This is a genomic window from Microbulbifer sp. 2205BS26-8, assembly GCF_030731025.1.
Lineage (GTDB): Bacteria > Pseudomonadota > Gammaproteobacteria > Pseudomonadales > Cellvibrionaceae > Microbulbifer > Microbulbifer spongiae.
Genome location: NZ_JAVAMR010000019.1, coordinates 1 through 16,127, shown reverse-complemented (window position 1 = coordinate 16,127; position 16,127 = coordinate 1). Strand labels below are relative to the sequence as shown.

Sequence of the window (16,127 nt, the reverse complement as noted above, 5' to 3'; positions counted from 1 at the left end):
GCCCCAAGGTAACCGGATACTATACAATCCTGCCGGTAACCCTTACACGCTTGGAGCCGGGCACAATTTTAATCCTCTGGCTGCGGTGTTTTTCAATTCCTGTATCTATGGCATTTTTTGCTGCAATCAGCAGGCCGGTCACAAGGAAAGCGCCTGGAGGGAGTACTGCGACCAGTGCGCCGGGATAGTGGCTCCCCAGTACTGTAATGCGCCAGTCCTTTGCCATAGGGCCCAGTAAAAGATCCATATTGGAAAACAGGGTACCCTGACCCAGGATTTCCCGCACTGCACCTACCGCGATTAAAACCGCAGTAAAGCCGATACCCATCATCAAACCATCTACCAAAGAAGGCAGTGCCGCATTCTTGCTGGCGAAGGCCTCGGCGCGTCCCAGAATGGCACAATTGGTGACGATCAGCGGTATAAAAATCCCGAGCATCAGGTAGAGTTCATAGGTGTAGGCCTTCATCAAGAGCTCGACGCAGGTGACGAAAGTGGCAATGATCATCACCGAGGCAGGCAGACGCACAGTATCGGGCATCTGCCGGCGCACCAGGGACACAGCCAGGTTCGAGCTGGTGATCACACCAGTGGTTGCCAGGCCGAGACCGATGGCGTTCACCACAGAGCCGGTCACAGCCAGAAGCGGGCAGAGCCCCAGCAATTGCACCAGGGCTGGGTTGTTCTTCCACAGGCCATTGCGGGTGATTTCTCCGTAGCCGGGCGTTGTCATCAATTTCTTTCCTTTTTTGTTTCGGCCTCTTGCGTCTTATCCCCTTTGGGGTTTTCCACTTCCACTGCACGTTTGGAGACGGGGGCATTGAAAATCTGTTCGTGATAGCGGGCAACAAACTCCAGAACCTGGCGCACTTCGTTGACCACTGCCCGTGGTGTGATCGTGGCGCCCGTGAACTGGTCGAAGGCGCCGCCATCTTTTTGCACTTTCCATTCATTGGCCGGCGGATTATTCAGAGACAAGCCGTCGAATTGCAGTATCCAGTCACTTTTTTTCAACTCTACCTTGTCTCCAAGTCCGGGAGTTTCCCTGTGGCTGGTCACCCTGACACCGGCGATGGTGCCGTCGCGGTTGACACCCACCAGCAGTTTGATGGGGCCGGAGTAACCGTTCGGTGCTATTGCGGGGACAATCACGGCGGAAATACGCCCATTTTCCCCTCGCGCCAGGTTGATATTGCCACCCTGAGTGAGGCCCAGCCGGCTCCAGTAGCTCCTGGGGATGGGATAGGTATCCACCAACAAATCATTGCTGTGCCGGTCCAGTGGGATGATCTCCAGCAGCGCTTTGGCAGACGCCTTGCGAATGGCACGCTCAATGGATTCGTGGGTGGTGATCTGGGTAATCGCCAGGGCGGCGGCGCACACCAGAGCAAACAGGGTCAGGACAGCGGCGTTTGCCGACATGGACTGTCTGAGCATCAGCGCTCCTCCAGGTCGGTGGCGCGGCGCGGTCGCTTGTGGCCATAGGTGCGGGGCAGGGTGTAGTTATCGATAGTGGGTGCGGCGAAGTTCATCAGCAGCACTGCAAAAGCCACGGCATCCGGGTAGCTGCCCCAGGCGCGGATAATAAAGGTGAACAGGCCCACGCCGGCACCGAAGATCAGGCGCCCCTTATTGCTGGTAGCGCCACTGACCGGGTCGGTAATGATAAAGAAAGCACCGAACATGGTGCCACCGGAAAACAGGTGCAACAGTGGAGAACCCTCTGACAGAGAGCTGCCACTGTCATAGAAAAGCAGTGAGAGCAGCGCCAGGGTGGCGAGCATGGCCACTGGCGCATGCCAGGTGATCACACCGCGAAACAACAGGAACAGGCCGCCCAGCAGGAAGCCAAAGCTGATGGTCTCCCAGCCAACCCCGGCAATGGTACCCCTGCTAAATACCGATTCTACTTCATATAACTGCGACAGCAGGACCGACTCATTGAGGCGCACGATTTCCAGCGGCGTGGCGCGGGTAAAGCCATCAATGTTATAGCTGCCAAATACCAGGGAGATAGCTTCGCTGATGCTCGGTGCGCTGCCGATAATCTCCGCTGGCCCAACCCAGCGGGTCATATCCACAGGAAAGCTGATCAGCAGCACGACATAGCCAACCATGGCGGGATTAAAGGGGTTGTAACCCATACCGCCATACAGGTGCTTGGCCAGGACGATCGCCACGGCGCTGCCCACCACTGGCAGCCACCAGGCGCAATAGGAGGGCAAGGCGATGCCCAGCAGCAGGGCTGTAACAAAGGCGCTGTAATCGCCCAGGTAGAAAGCGGCCGGGCGGCCGCGCAGCCTCATCACCGCGGCTTCACATAACAGGGCAGTGGCGACTGACAGCGCGATATTGATCAGTACACCGATGCCAAAGTAGATGACCATGGCCAGCACGCCGGGTGCGGTGGCTGCGGCCACCTGCAGCATGACCCGGGCGGTGTTATCTCCGGAGCGGGCGTGTGGAGAGGTCGCGCGCATCAGGGACATCACGGCTCTCCATTCTGTGCGGATTGTTGTTCACGCATCTTATCTTCCAACTTCTTCTGCAGCTTATCCAGGGCGGCCTCAAAGGCTTCCAGGTTTGTAGCATTTTGATCGCGGGCTTTCTGCAGGCGCACCTCGGCCTTGCGGATACGGTTGCGCAGGGCTTCGATATCCGCTGCCAGCCTCTCGGCGCTGCGCATTCCTGCGCGTGTTTCGGCGGCCGCCCGGGCTTTGGTAATGGCGCGTACAGCAGCATTGGTCTCCTCATCCCCGGGTTCTCGCGCGGGATCGCGATCCGCGCGGCGCCTGGCCAGGGTGAGTTTGTGACGGGCCTCCTGCAATTTCAGCTCCGCTGCTTTGAGTTGTGCTGCCAACTGGTTGCGCTGATTTTGGGTGGCGGCTTCGAGCTTGCTATTCAGGCGCTCCACGCGACTCTTGGCACTGGCTGCGGAGCGCTCTGCCCGGGCGAGAAGTTGCTTCGGGTCCTCCTGGCGCGCTTTGATCCGTGCCAGGGCGGCGGCTACAATATCCGCCTCCCCTGTGTCCGTTTTGGCTCCCTCAGCTTCGAGGTTTTGCTTCTGCTGTTCCCGTGCAAGCTCTGCGACTTTGCGCCGGGCCACACGCTTCGCCTCTTTTTCTTTTTCCGCCTTCTCCAGGCGCAGTTTGCGGAACTCGAATCTGTCCCGTGCGCGGTCAGATTTTTCCCTTTCTGTATCAGCCTGGCGGATAGCACCCTTGGCGGCACGGTAATACTGCACCAGTGGAATACTACTGGGGCAGACATAGGAACAGACGCCGCACTCGATACAATCGAACAGATTGTAGGCCTGCAGTTTTTCCTGATCATCGGCACGAGCGTACCAGTACAATTGTTGTGGCAGCAGCGAGGCCGGACAGGCTTCAGCGCAGAAGCCGCAGCGTATGCAGGCCTGGGCGACCGGAGCAGGTGGCAGTTCTTCACTGGTTGGCACCAGCAGACAGTTGGTAGTCTTGATCACAGGTGCACACTCATCGTCGATGGTATACCCCATCATGGGGCCGCCGATGATCACCTTCTGCATCAAACCACGATGGATACCGTGGTGCTTGAGGATATGGCGAATGGGGGTGCCGATGGGCACTTCAATATTGCGCTGCCGCTCAAGGGCCTTGCCGACAACGGTGGTCACCCGGCTAATCAGTGGTTCGCCGAAGCGCACAGCACGATAGACGGCCCGCGCAGTGCCCACGTTCAGACACACGATGCCCACATTGGCTGGCAGCCCCTGGTTGGGCACTTCGCGACCGGTGAGAAGCTGGATTAACTGCTTCTCACCACCGGATGGGTATTTGGTGGGGATGACCACAATATCAAAGCGCGTACCGTTGACAGCCGCGCGCATGGCAGCAATGGCCGCGGGCTTATTGTCCTCGATGCCAATCAGTACCCGTTCGGGCATATCGAGGATATAGGATAGTATTGTTATCCCGTCGATAATCTCCTCTGCTTGTTCGCGCATCAGCATATCATCGGCGGTGATATAGGGTTCGCACTCGGTGCCGTTGATAATCAGGGTATCGATTTCCCTGCCACCGTGGGGGTCCAGCTTCACCGCGGTTGGAAAACCCGCCCCGCCCATGCCGGCAATACCGCAATCGCGAATTTTATCCAGCAGTGCCACCGGTGACAGCAGGGTAAAATCCTCACAGGGCTCCAGCTCGCACCAGCGTTCTTCGCCATTGGTGCGAATCACAATACAATCTTCCGCCAGCCCCGAGGGGTGGGGCACAGCACAGGGTTCTATTGCAATCACTTTGCCGGAGCTTGGTGCGTGCACAGAGCAGCTTACCAGGCCGTCGGCTTCGGCGATCTTCTGACCTTTCAATACCTCGTCACCGAGTTTAACCAATGGCAGAGCACTGGCGCCGCTGTGTTGCAGCAGGGGGAGCACCAGATCCTCGGCCAGGGGAATCTTGCCGATGGGCTCGCCAGTGCTCTGGTCCTTGTTCCCGGGGGGGTGCACTCCGCCGGGAAAGTCACGGGGCCGCAGTTCCCGTGCCTTTTCGTTGGCGATCCGTTGTGCCTCGCGGGCAGTGTGCCGTTCCTCTATCGCTTGGCGCCGCCGCAGTGTTGCCTGTGGCGCATTCTGTATTTTCTTATTGAGGCTCAAGCTGCACCTCCCCTGGTTTCTTTCTGCGTGCTCCGGCGGTCAGTGGCGATCAGTTGGGTGTCGCCCTGGGGTTTCTGCGGATGCCAGCTTTGCAGAAGGGTCTCTACAGGCACCATGTCGATACAGTCCACCGGGCAGGGCTCCACACAGAGATCACAGCCAGTGCATTCATCGGAAATGACCGTATGCATAAACTTGGCGGCCCCGGCAATAGCGTCCACCGGGCAGGCTTGAATGCACTTGGTACAGCCAATACACTCCGCCTCGCGAATAAAGGCGACTTTCTTTACATCCTCGACGCCGTGTTCGGCATCCAGGGCCATGGGCTCCATATCCAGCAGATTGGCCAGTGCATTGATCGTGGGCTGGCCGCCGGGTGGACATTTGTTGATAGCGTCACCGTGGACTATCGCTTCGGCATAGGGGCGGCAACCGGGATAACCGCACTGGCCGCACTGGGTCTGCGGCAGAAGGGCATCCACCCGCTCCACCAGAGGGTCGCCCTGTACTTTAAAACGTATTGCAGCAAACCCCAGCAGCGCACCGAATACCAGTGCCATGCCACCGAGCACCAGCAGGGGGTAAGAGAGTTCGGAGATCCAGTCCAGCATTGCGCAACCCTATACCAGACCGCTAAAGCCCATAAACGCAAGAGACATCAGGCCGGCGGTCACCATACCAATTGCAGCGCCGCGAAAAGGCTGGGGGACATCTGCAGCAAAGAGCCGCTCGCGCATGGAAGAGAATAAAATCAGAACCAAAGAGAAGCCCACGGCGGCACCGAAACCATACAGGGTGGACTGCATAAATGTATGGGCCTTCATGGTATTTTGCAGTGCAACCCCCAATACCGCACAATTAGTGGTAATCAGCGGCAGGAAAACCCCCAGTACCCGGTACATGAGCGGGCTGGTTTTCTCGATAAACAGGCGCGCAAACTGCACCACGACGGCGATAACCAGAATAAAGGAAATGGTGCGCAGATACGCGATTCCAAAGGGCTCGAGTAGATAGGTGTTCACGAGGTAAGCGCTGATAGAGGCCAGTGTGAGTACAAATGTGGTGGCGCCGGCCATCCCTACGGCAGTTTCCAGTTTATTGGAAACGCCCATAAAGGGGCACAGGCCGAGAAACTGCACCAACACGTAGTTGTTGACCAGGATAGTGCTGAGCAGGATGACGGCGAATTCGGTCATAACAAGTCCGGTTGAAGCCCTGGGGCAAAACAGCGCGAGCGGCCGGGGAGTAGCCTGCAGCGCCCGGATGATACTGGCACTGGGCTTGGGGCTCCATCGAATGTGCGCCGGGCAGGTATTATGGGTGAGACGCTGGGGGCCTTCAACTCGGTGGGGTTGTGTTCTGGCGCCGGAGGCTATCAGGGCGGGTGCAATTAAAGCACCGCTAGGGACTCTCTGACATAGCCAGGTTGGACAATATACTCGCCACACTTGGCAAATCCGACCCTGGGGCTCCTGGAGGATGTAGGGCAGGCCTAGATGAATGAATGCGCCATCAATAGCGATCCGCCGTTGATATTCGTTTAATACAGTGATTATGAGGCCATGTGACTAATAGTTCACGTGTACTGGCAGCCACTGTATAAGTTACTTTTCCGCCAGGAGCAGGTCCGGGTGGAGACCAATCTAATCGACGGTGTTTATACACTGGTGTTCAAGAGACCAATACCCGCGTCAATGACCACTCCTTGGGTGTGGGTAAATCCTATACCGGTGAGTGCTTGTTTCTATTGGGTTGGGATCTCAGCCAATCCATCAAAGCGACAGCTGAATAATTTTGTCGGCCATGATCGTCGTTATTCATGCGCTGTTTGCCGTGTCAGGTGCATTCGCAAACAGCACTCGCATGATGATCACAGACTCTTGGGGTAGTGACCGGGTGACTGCGATAACCGCCAACTTTCAAGTGGTCTGTTAGGATCTGCTCACACTTATTATAGAATCGACAATTAGCGTAAAGTGAAAGAAGAGCGGCATGGGTTTCTATTTGAAAGTTTTGTTCACTTTGGTCGATCAACAGTTGCGGTGCACATCGAAGCGGATATTGAAGCAGCAATTTCTTAAACCTGGGACCTAGAATTTCTGCGCGATAGAGTTTTCCTGATCAGCAAGAGGGCCGATCATAACCAATCTCCTGAAAATTGTCTGGCAGGATACAAACTTCAAGAAGGTGCGCCCTGATCTCTTTTAGCCATTGAATAGAGCAAAATGCAATCCACTGCTGGAAAATCTTTGGAACCCTGAGTTGGTATTTTCCAGGGAATCACTTAAAATAAAAAAATGGAGAATAAAGTTAATTTAACGCTTCCGATGAGTGCTTTTCTAGACACCAACAAAATCTGCTAATTCTTATGTCTGAATACACCGCTATACATACAGAAAACATCGACGCGCTGCGCGACGAACTAAACAATTTAGGATGGACCAGCTTCCTGCTGTCAGACTTTGCCCATCCACTGGCAAAAAGTGATGATATCGTTAACCAATGGCAAGATCTGTCCCATCAGCAAAAATGGCTGATTCTTGTTACCAAGCAGGCATGCGATATCACCTTACTGGAAAATATCACGCATTCAATTGACCTGATGATTCACGAACGCCCTGAACTCTGGCGGATCTCCTTCAGCACTAATGGTAACACGTATACGTTATTGTTTTCCGATAAACCCTGGGGCGATCTATGTGCCGTCGACCCGAATGATGATTGGCAAAGTATTGAACGAGCCAACAATATATCCGAGGACGACCTGCAAATGATGGAAGATGTTTTCCAATTGAAGCGACAGACCTTTCAAGATTTCCTCAAAATGGGGCGCAGCATGGTATGGCAATTTCTTGAAGCGACCGGCTTGCCTGCGTTGGAAATGTTTTGTGATTACAGCTGTTATCATCCTGCCGCAGGTGAAGGTCGGTGTATGTTGTGGGATGAATATACTCAGCTGGCAGGTTGATTTTCCGCCTGCATTCGCCAGCCATAAATCACACCAGAGATAGGGGCGGGCTTGAGTAGAACTGACTTACAACGATCAAGGTGACCATGGGGCAGAGGAGAATGGCAATCAGTGAAGCGTATTTAGGGATTCTGGGGATCAGCCTCAAATGGCAAATGATGGCCATAATAAAAATTTGAATTGGGGCCACTGTATCGGATTATCCTATTTGGCTAATTGGAATAGCCTGTCTGAAATAACGATGACATCGCCAAACATTTAACCGCATAGTGAAAATCTCGGAGGCTCCCCCCCGATCTGAATAGCGTACAAAGGTAAAAGCCATATGGGGGTATCCAATTCATGGAGCTATGAAGAAATACGTATCATATTTATCAGTTTATGTGCCGTTTTTTATGGGTTCCGAGATATTGCCACCAGATTTTGTGGAAACCTATCGCAATACGTTGAAGGAAATCATCGGCAACATAGCCTACGAGTAGGATATTGATTTGGCAGAATTTAAAGTGCTTATAGATCATATCCATATGATAATTCGGACTGATCCGAAAATGGCACCGTCTTTCAAGTCAATACTCTCAAGATTTCCGGCTTTCGCAACATTGAAATCCGGTTGCAGATGGTAAAGCCAACGTTGTCTCTTTTTCTTTAAACTTGAATAGGTCAATCATGCTCTATTTTCCTTGCCTGCTCTATATTGAGGAAAACAGATTGGCTCCTGGTTGTAAATCCTATCGGTTTGAGTGTATCGACAGGGGGTAGTTCAAGCTTTCGGCAGGTCTTTGGAGGCGTCTTACATAGCCAACAGCCAAATACAGGTGTAAAAATACCAGTCTGTCCGAATATCTGAAGCGACAAAACGCAGGGAGAATGAGTACTGAGAGAAGCAACTGATTGCACTTTTTAATAGTGAGTATCTGAATAAGTAATGTGTTGATAGGTCACCGGTATATACTCTGGAAGGCGTTGTCATCAGTGATGGCAGTGAACCTGGGATGATTGATATTAATGAAATTATTTTGAATTAACCGGCAGGCTGATCTATTGCTGAGTGGCAATCAATAACAATGGGTATTTTACACTTCAGTTTGTACCTGCTGATAGGGTTTCATCAATATAGCCTACCTACCTTTGTCTATTGGGAGAGGTCCAATGGTCTATGCAATTCAGGTTGCAAAAACGGGTCAACCATCTGTTCTTATACCCGTGGATATCAAGCTGCCAGAGCTGCAGGCAAAGGAAGCGCGGATACGTCACAAGGCGATTGGTGTTAATTTTATTGACACTTACTATCGTTCCGGTCTCTATGATGCACCTGAGGGTTTGCCATTTATTCCTGGCAGTGAGGGGGCAGGTGTAATAACCGCACTCGGTGAAGCGGTACGTGATTTTTCTGTGGGAGATCGCGTGGCTTACGCTGGTTCTCTGGGGGCATACAGCGAGGAGCGCAACATCCCTGCCGGCATGCTAGTTAGGATTCCTGAAAATGTCAGCGATGAGCAGGCCGCAGCTTTAATGCTAAAGGGAATGACTGCAAGATATCTACTGCGTGAAACTTACAAGGTCAATGCAGAGACTACACTGCTGTGTCACGCAGCTGCAGGTGGGGTTGGACTGATTGTTGGGCAATGGGCCAAAGCTCTGGGGGCTAGGGTAATTGGTACCGTGGGTTCTACAGGAAAAATAGATCTGGCTCGCGACAATGGCTATGAGTATGTGATCAATTACAGAGAGAATGACTGGGTAGCGCGGGTTGGTGAGATTACCCATGGGCGAGGTTGTGATGTTGTGTATGACAGTGTCGGTAAAGATACATTTCCTGCATCGCTCGATTGTATTCGCCCGCGCGGTTTGTGGTGTTCATTTGGCCAGTCATCGGGGCCTATTGAAAATTTCAGCATGAGCATGTTATCTCAAAAAGGGTCCCTGTATGCGACCCGGCCTATCTTGTTTCATTATATTTCAAAGCGTTGGGAATTTGAAAAAACTGTGGAGGAGTTATTTTCTGCTGTGGCCAATGGTATTGTCAACATTCAGATCAATCAGCGCTATCCCCTAGAGGAGGCTGCAAAGGCCCATATGGAGCTTGAATCCCGTAAAACTACCGGTGCCTCGGTTCTTATCCCTTAAGTATTCCAGTTCGTTGAATGAAAGTTATAGCTAAAACATTGAAAATCACGAGTAAGTGAGAATTCTAATGGTATTTTAAACTGTTTGGTAAGAATTGCTGTTCCAGGGAATTAAGAGATGTTTATTTATTGATTTTGGAATAGTGCAGGTGCTCTCGAAGTTATTCAATTGCTTTTTCTGAAAGGTTTGTTCGAGTGCCCGTATTTTAAGAATTTGGGTGTCCTGATGATGCAAGCTTGCCATAATTGTTCAGATTTTCCGATATGAAACTCCCAATAATTTTTGACAAGTTCGGCTCTCCCGGGAAATAGGTCTGTGTGTAGAAATACATCAATATTCTACAGAGTTATGCAGGTATTGCGGTGCAATTTTTAGTCACTTTCACAGGGGGGGAATTGTAGGTATAAATAGTTATTGTAGCTCTTTTTTTGGGTCCTTGAATCGAGGTTTGGCAAAACTGCCGCGCCACATGGGTGTTCCAACCCGAAAGGCTGCGCGGGCTATCATATGTACCCCGATGGGAACCGTTAGCAACAAAAATAAAATGGCTGCTACAGCGCGAGCAGTAACCTGAGTATCCTGAAACAATATAGCAACCCCGGCCAGAAGTAAACCACAACAGAGCGTGGCAGCCTTGCCGGAGGTGCTCATACGGGTATAGAAATCCGGCATACGCAACAGGCCCAGGGCAGCACTGAACCCAAAGAAGCTGCCAATCAGTAACAGGGCTGCGATAAATAATTCATCCAAAACCACTACCATCTCCTTTCTCTTATGGTTAGAGCTTTTTGCCGCTTTTTTCGATAAACCGGGCAAAAGCAACACTGACCAGAAAAGCCACCAACGCTAGTGCAATTGCCGCGTCGAGATATACGGGTTGTGCCGAAGCGATGGCCAAAAGCGCACAATAGGCTACAGCGAGAATATTGAGGACATCCAGGGCAACAACCCTATCTGCCAGTGTGGGCCCCAGGGCTATCCGCAGAAAACACATAACCAAAGCCAGCAACAGCATCAGGGAGGATATGCTGACCGCCAGCATTATAATCGATGAGTGAATGTCGGCAGTGGTTACTGGCATTAGGAGATGGCCTCCTTGACACGTTTTTCAAAGCCATGGCGAATTCCCTGGCGAAAACTGTCTGGATTATCCACAAACATGGTATGTACAATAAGTGTCGAGTTGTCCGGGGATATGTCCAATACCATGGTGCCCGGTGTCAGTGAAATCAAATTGATCAGTACAAAAATCTGGTTGCGCTCGTGAATTTCAAGAGGGATTCGTACAATCATCGGGCGACTTTTTAAGGTTGGTGAGAAAATCTCCCAGGCAGCGCGCAGGCTTGATAAGATAAGCTCTTGTAAAAAAAATATTGAGAGGTGGAAAAAATTCTGCAGGCGTTTAAAATATTTACTTCCTCCAGGCAGCTCTGGGGATACTCGCAGTGCCAGGTAACCGAGCAAGAAGCCAAATAACAAATTAACCAGAGTTGCATCACCAGTGAGGGCGGACCAACTGATTGCCAGTAAAAGATTAAGTAGAAATACACGCATACTAGGGATTTCCGATGGATTGGGTGGGTTCTGGTTTCAATACAGCATCCAGGTAATCCCCGGGCTCAAGTAATTCACTTGCAGTCGCCAGCGCATAATTGATAAGCGGTTCAGGTAACAGGCCAAGGCTTAGCGTAACCATTGCAAGAAAAGCCACCGGTAATAAGCGCTGTAGTCGTTCTGGTAAGGATAGCGTATACAAGTTGCTGCAATAACCCATTGGGTCTGGTTTCCAGAAGACTTCTGCCCAGATTTTGCTCATGGAATACAGGGTGAGTGCTCCGGTAATTAAAATCACTGCAGCGACCAGGTACGCGGTCTGGTCGAGACTGGCTTTTAGTAATAATAGTTTGGCCCAGAAACCGGACAGCGGCGGAAAGCCCGATAGACTGAACGCAGCGATAAAGAAAAAAGTGGACAACAGTGGACTTGCCTTATAAATTCCACCAATCTCACTCAGTTCAAAACTACCACTGAGACGCTGTACGGTACCACTGATCAAAAACAGGTTGGTCTTTGCCACGATGTTGTGAATGATATAAAAAACTGATCCAGCTAACGCTAATGGGGAGTTGAGTGCCAGCCCCAGAATCAGAAATCCGATTTGACTGATAATATGAAAAGCGAGGATTTTGCGAAACTCATACTGTGCTGCGGCACCCAATACACCGGTGAGCATAGTGAGCAATGCCGTACCCAGAAGAATATTGTGGGTAAAACCCGGATCATTAGGAAAGATCAGGGTAAAGGTGCGTATCAATGTATAGACACCGACTTTGGTAAGTAGCCCGGCAAAAACCGCAGTCACTGCCACAGGTGGCGTATGGTAAGATGCTGGCAACCAGAAAAACAGTGGAAATATCGCTGCCTTGATACCAAAAGCGGCAATAAAAAGCACTGCCAGAGCTGAAATGGCTACCGGATTATTCACAGCCGCCAGTGCAATATGCAGCTGCGCCATATTCAGTGTACCGGTCAGACCGTATATCAGACCAATGGAAGTCAGCATCAACAGTGTGGAAATCAGGTTCAGTGCCACATATTTGATGCCACCATCGAGTTGTATGCGCTCTCCCCCAAGCACGAGTAAAGTAAAAGAGGCAATCAGCATCACCTCGAACCAGACATACAGATTAAACAGGTCCCCGGTTACAAAGCTGCCACAGACACCTGCCAGGAGCAATTGGAAAAAACAGTGAAATCCGAGAGATACCCTGTACTTATCAATATCTGAAAGTGCAAACAGTGAAACACAGAGCCCCACAATGGCACTGATTAAAAGCATGATGGCGCTCAGGCGATCTGCTACTAACGTAATACCGAATGGGGCATCCCAGTCACCCATTTGAGCTGCCAGGGGTCCATTTTTTTCCACCAATGCAATAATTGCGATTGCGACAATGAGCATCATTGTGCATCCCAGTACCGACAATGCACCGCAGAGATGGTGTCGAGCGCGTGCCGAAAAAGTGGCGAGCGCCGTCCCTATGGGTATTAAAAAAGGCAGCGCCAGTAACCAGCTCAAGGGGATACTTTCCTTTTTACTTTCACTGGCTCTGCAATACGTATGGTGTCTACGTCGAGGGTTCCCAGTACTTTATAAGCCTGTGCAATAAGTGCCAGGGTGAACGCGAGCAGACCGAACCCAATAACAATTGCGGTGAGAATCAAGGCTTGGGGCAGGGGATTGGCCACGGGCACAGGCGGTACCTCCAGTCCCTCGGGAATCAGCGCCGGTGAAGCCCGTGTTAGTCTGCCTGCAATAAAAATGGCCAGGTTGGCGGCATTGCTGATCATCACTAAGCCAAACAGGTAGTGTAATAAATCCCGAGCCAGCATCAGGTACACACCGGTAGCGATCAGAATGCCAACAACAATTGCGAGTGGACCTTCCAAGTTATTTGACCTCTTCCAGAGCAAAAATCAGTGTCAGCACTGAACCAAGCACCACCAGGTAAACACCAATGTCGAAAATCAAAACATTGCTGATATAGATCCCGCCAGTATTTTGATGTTCCGTCAATTGAAACCATTGGCCAGAAAAAGGGGCTCCTTTGGAAAGAGCTGCCAGGAGTCCGGATAATGCTGCGATTAATACGCCAGTTGCCGCCAGATTGCCGGGGGGGATGCGCAATGCCCCTTGCGCTGCCTCCATGCCCCAGGCCATGGCGAAGAGTGCGAATGCCGAAGCGGCGATGAGTCCCGCGATAAATCCGCCACCGGGATAATTGTGTCCGCGCAGCAGCATGTACACAGAAAATACTAGAAGTAATGCTACAAGCACCCGGGTTGCGCTTTGGAGTACCAGGGAACTCACTGCTTCCCCCGCCGTAATCGATGACCCAGCAGAGTTACTGCCGCTATAGCAGCGGTGAAGACAACAATAATTTCACCAAAAGTATCCAGCGCACGAAAATCCACCAATATAACATTGACAATATTACGGCCATGTGCCTGAGGCACTGCGGCTTCTTTAAAGAAAGTGCTGGTAGGGCTGTCGAAGGGAGTTTGCAACACCACCAGGATACTGAGGGTAACCAGCAGGCCGAGTAGGCCACCCAGGGCGGCATCCCGCGGGCGAAAACGGATTTTGCGCCCAGGACTGAACACCGGTAGGCGCGGCAGTATGGCTGCCACCAACACCAAAAATAAAGTCTCCACAAGTAGTTGGGTAATGGCCACATCCGGTGCACCAAAAAACAGATAAATCAGTGCAATACCCACACCCAGGGCTCCAAGGGCGCAGATGGCAATGAGAGGCTTGCGTGCAGTCCCGGCCATCAAGGCCCCACCTATGGTCAGCAGTATGGCTGCCCACTCTTTCAGGTTCAGTCGTGGCCATTCGAGCACTAGCGGATGCTGCCCGGTGCGTATGAATGCATAGGCGAGGACGAGGGATATGGTGAAAAAAACGACGGTCAGGTAGTGGCGCATAACGCCATTTTGCAGAAGGTCGGTTTGTAGGGCGGCAACAAGCCGTACCTTCTCCAGGAACTTGTCCCAAAGCAAATCGGCGTTTGTCGGAGCGTGGCTGAAATCCCACGTCAACCAATCGCGCAGCCTGGTCAGTCCCAGATACATGGCGATTCCCAGCCCAAATGTAAGGATACTCAGGAGCAAGGGAATATTAAGGCCATGCCAGAGTTTCAAATCGATGGTTTCAGAAGTGTCGAGAATTGCAGTCACTGCGGGTGCGATCAACTCATCGTTTACCAGTTCTGGGGCCAGACCAAAGGTTAGCCCCAAACCACCAAGTATCAGTGGACTTATCCACAGTCCAGCGGGTGCCTCTTGTATTTTGGGCAAAATATGATTTGGTCTGCCTAAAAAAGGTTTGAGGGCAACCATGCCGGCAACTGTCACAGTTACAGCATTGGCAAACACTGCTGCCGTGGCAACCAGTGCGGGTTCGGATGCCACGGCCAGCGCACCTTCATATTTCAGTTCCTTGCCGATAAACCCCAGAAAGGGGGGGAAGCCCGCCATCGACAGGGCTGCTGCCAGTGCTATCACAAAAGTGATATGCATCGACAGGCCGAGACCACCCAGTTTATTGATATCGCGCGTACCAGCCTGTTTATCGATCACTCCAACCACCATAAACAACGCGGCTTTATAAAGGGAGTGCACAAATAGGAAAGTGATTGCTGCGGCGATCACTATTGTGGCGTCTGAGCCCAGAAACATCGTCAGGATACCAAGGGCGATTAACGTGGTGTAGGCCAGGGCGAGTTTTAAGTCTGTCTGACGCAAAGCTGCAACGGCTGCCACCGTAGCGGTAGCGACCCCTGTACAGGTTAAGGTCCATTCCCAGATATCGGTCTTCCCCATTACCGGGTGCAGGCGCGCCAAGAGATATATGCCCGCCTTCACCATGGTGGCTGAATGCAGATAGGCACTCACCGGCGTAGGGGCTGCCATCGCATTGGGCAGCCAGAAGTGGAAAGGTAGTTGGGCGGATTTGGAGAAAGCGCCGATTAACAGGAGCATCAGGATGGCGAAATAGAGCGAACTGGCCCGGACTGCCTCTCCAGAAGCCAATACTTGCGTCATTTCATAACTACCCACTACCGAGCCGAGCAACACCAGTCCCGTCAACAGGCAGAGCCCGCCTAAAGTGGTGACCAGTAGTGCCTGCAATGCTGAACGGCGCGCAACAGCACTGCTGTTGTTAAAACCGATCAGTAAGTAGCTGGCGATAGAGGTGATTTCCCAAAAGACAAAGAGGGTAATCAGGTCGCCAGCCAGCACTAAACCCAGCATCCCAAGGATAAAAAGGTAGAGATATAAAAAAAAGCGGCGTAACTGTGGATGTCCGTGCAAAAATGCCAACGTATAGATGGCCACGAAGGTACCAATTCCACTGATCAGAAATGCAAAAAGCAGGCTCAGGGCATCGATATAAAAGCGAAAGTAGACGCCCAGGTCGGCTATCCAGACAAAGCCGAAAGAGAATGTCCGACCACTCGCGATATCCGGCATTTGGAGTAGGAGAAATAGTGTTAGCAATGCCGGGGGTATGGGTGTCAGTGAGGTGAGTTGTCTCCCCGGCATCGTCCGTCCGTTATTGCGATTTTCTCCGCCTCCAGTTGCACTCATGAACCTGTTCTCAGTTGCCATGCACTAGTTTAGGGGGGAAATTGCAGGCGAGCAGGTCGGGAAATGGGTGCTACGCCACTCGAGAGGGGTCTTACGGATGAAAGAGCATCATTAAACGGGTGTTTTCACTGAAAAATAATAGCTGTCTAATGTATGTACTTGTACAGCAATTTTAAAGTGGAATTAGATGCCAGGATTACCGGAATCCAGTAGATGATCCACAATCAGCGAAGGTATAAA

At 51.7% G+C, this 16,127-nt stretch carries 16 protein-coding genes; 3 read left to right on the top strand and 13 right to left on the bottom strand.

Annotation, left to right across the window (positions count from 1 at the left end):
• Nucleotides 1–19: 19 nt before the first annotated feature.
• The 6 genes from Q5Y71_RS08535 to rsxA are packed head-to-tail and all read right to left on the bottom strand — an operon-like array spanning nucleotide 20 to nucleotide 5,832.
• Nucleotides 20–733 carry an electron transport complex subunit E gene (locus tag Q5Y71_RS08535; RefSeq protein ID WP_301416723.1) on the bottom strand — a complete coding sequence of 238 codons (714 nt, stop codon included), beginning with the start codon at nucleotides 731–733 and terminating at the stop codon, nucleotides 20–22.
• The gene (gene rsxG, locus Q5Y71_RS08530; protein ID WP_306041634.1) at nucleotides 733–1,437 is read right to left on the bottom strand and encodes an electron transport complex subunit RsxG; all 705 of its coding nucleotides are present in this window, start codon (nucleotides 1,435–1,437) and stop codon (nucleotides 733–735) included. Before rsxG ends, Q5Y71_RS08535 begins: the two co-directional genes overlap by 1 nt.
• Entirely contained in the window at nucleotides 1,437–2,489 is a 1,053-nt protein-coding gene (locus Q5Y71_RS08525; RefSeq protein ID WP_306041632.1) for an RnfABCDGE type electron transport complex subunit D, read from the bottom strand. The genes rsxG and Q5Y71_RS08525 overlap by 1 nt, the downstream gene beginning before the upstream one ends.
• Nucleotides 2,489–4,636, bottom strand: a complete 2,148-nt coding sequence (gene rsxC / locus Q5Y71_RS08520; protein ID WP_306041630.1) for an electron transport complex subunit RsxC — start codon at nucleotides 4,634–4,636, stop codon at nucleotides 2,489–2,491. Before rsxC ends, Q5Y71_RS08525 begins: the two co-directional genes overlap by 1 nt.
• Nucleotides 4,633–5,247 carry an electron transport complex subunit RsxB gene (rsxB, locus tag Q5Y71_RS08515; RefSeq protein ID WP_306041628.1) on the bottom strand — a complete coding sequence of 205 codons (615 nt, stop codon included), beginning with the start codon at nucleotides 5,245–5,247 and terminating at the stop codon, nucleotides 4,633–4,635. The genes rsxC and rsxB overlap by 4 nt, the downstream gene beginning before the upstream one ends.
• A gap of 9 nt (nucleotides 5,248–5,256) precedes the next feature.
• Nucleotides 5,257–5,832: an electron transport complex subunit RsxA gene (rsxA, locus tag Q5Y71_RS08510; RefSeq protein ID WP_301416733.1), complete on the bottom strand. Its 576-nt coding sequence runs from the start codon at nucleotides 5,830–5,832 to the stop codon at nucleotides 5,257–5,259.
• Nucleotides 5,833–7,004: 1,172 nt separating this feature from the next.
• Here rsxA and Q5Y71_RS08505 point away from each other — a divergent pair.
• The 3 genes from Q5Y71_RS08505 (at nucleotide 7,005) to Q5Y71_RS08495 (ending at nucleotide 9,734) form a co-directional block, all read left to right on the top strand.
• The gene (locus Q5Y71_RS08505; protein ID WP_306041625.1) at nucleotides 7,005–7,604 is read left to right on the top strand and encodes a hypothetical protein; all 600 of its coding nucleotides are present in this window, start codon (nucleotides 7,005–7,007) and stop codon (nucleotides 7,602–7,604) included.
• A gap of 350 nt (nucleotides 7,605–7,954) precedes the next feature.
• Nucleotides 7,955–8,086: a hypothetical protein gene (locus tag Q5Y71_RS08500; protein WP_306041622.1), complete on the top strand. Its 132-nt coding sequence runs from the start codon at nucleotides 7,955–7,957 to the stop codon at nucleotides 8,084–8,086.
• A gap of 670 nt (nucleotides 8,087–8,756) precedes the next feature.
• A complete protein-coding gene (locus Q5Y71_RS08495) occupies nucleotides 8,757–9,734 on the top strand; it encodes a quinone oxidoreductase (RefSeq protein WP_306041620.1) in 978 nt (325 codons plus the stop codon).
• Nucleotides 9,735–10,145: 411 nt separating this feature from the next.
• Here Q5Y71_RS08495 and mnhG read toward each other — a convergent pair whose 3' ends face one another.
• From mnhG to mbhE, 7 genes are read right to left on the bottom strand one after another with little or no spacing between them, the layout of a single operon-like run.
• Nucleotides 10,146–10,496 carry a monovalent cation/H(+) antiporter subunit G gene (gene mnhG, locus Q5Y71_RS08490; RefSeq protein ID WP_306041618.1) on the bottom strand — a complete coding sequence of 117 codons (351 nt, stop codon included), beginning with the start codon at nucleotides 10,494–10,496 and terminating at the stop codon, nucleotides 10,146–10,148.
• 16 nt (nucleotides 10,497–10,512) lie between these two features.
• Nucleotides 10,513–10,815 carry a monovalent cation/H+ antiporter complex subunit F gene (locus Q5Y71_RS08485; protein ID WP_301416741.1) on the bottom strand — a complete coding sequence of 101 codons (303 nt, stop codon included), beginning with the start codon at nucleotides 10,813–10,815 and terminating at the stop codon, nucleotides 10,513–10,515.
• Nucleotides 10,815–11,288, bottom strand: coding sequence for a Na+/H+ antiporter subunit E (locus Q5Y71_RS08480; protein ID WP_306041616.1), 474 nt, complete (start codon nucleotides 11,286–11,288; stop codon nucleotides 10,815–10,817). Before Q5Y71_RS08480 ends, Q5Y71_RS08485 begins: the two co-directional genes overlap by 1 nt.
• A gap of 1 nt (nucleotide 11,289) precedes the next feature.
• Nucleotides 11,290–12,813 carry a Na+/H+ antiporter subunit D gene (locus tag Q5Y71_RS08475; RefSeq protein WP_306041614.1) on the bottom strand — a complete coding sequence of 508 codons (1,524 nt, stop codon included), beginning with the start codon at nucleotides 12,811–12,813 and terminating at the stop codon, nucleotides 11,290–11,292.
• Nucleotides 12,810–13,184 (bottom strand): Na+/H+ antiporter subunit C, encoded by a 375-nt coding sequence (locus tag Q5Y71_RS08470; RefSeq protein WP_301416748.1) that lies wholly within the window; start codon nucleotides 13,182–13,184, stop codon nucleotides 12,810–12,812. Before Q5Y71_RS08470 ends, Q5Y71_RS08475 begins: the two co-directional genes overlap by 4 nt.
• A 1-nt stretch (nucleotide 13,185) precedes the next feature.
• Entirely contained in the window at nucleotides 13,186–13,605 is a 420-nt protein-coding gene (locus Q5Y71_RS08465) for a Na+/H+ antiporter subunit B (protein WP_306041611.1), read from the bottom strand.
• Nucleotides 13,602–15,887, bottom strand: a complete 2,286-nt coding sequence (gene mbhE / locus Q5Y71_RS08460) for a hydrogen gas-evolving membrane-bound hydrogenase subunit E (RefSeq protein ID WP_306041609.1) — start codon at nucleotides 15,885–15,887, stop codon at nucleotides 13,602–13,604. The genes Q5Y71_RS08465 and mbhE overlap by 4 nt, the downstream gene beginning before the upstream one ends.
• Between the last annotated feature and the right edge of the window lie 240 nt (nucleotides 15,888–16,127).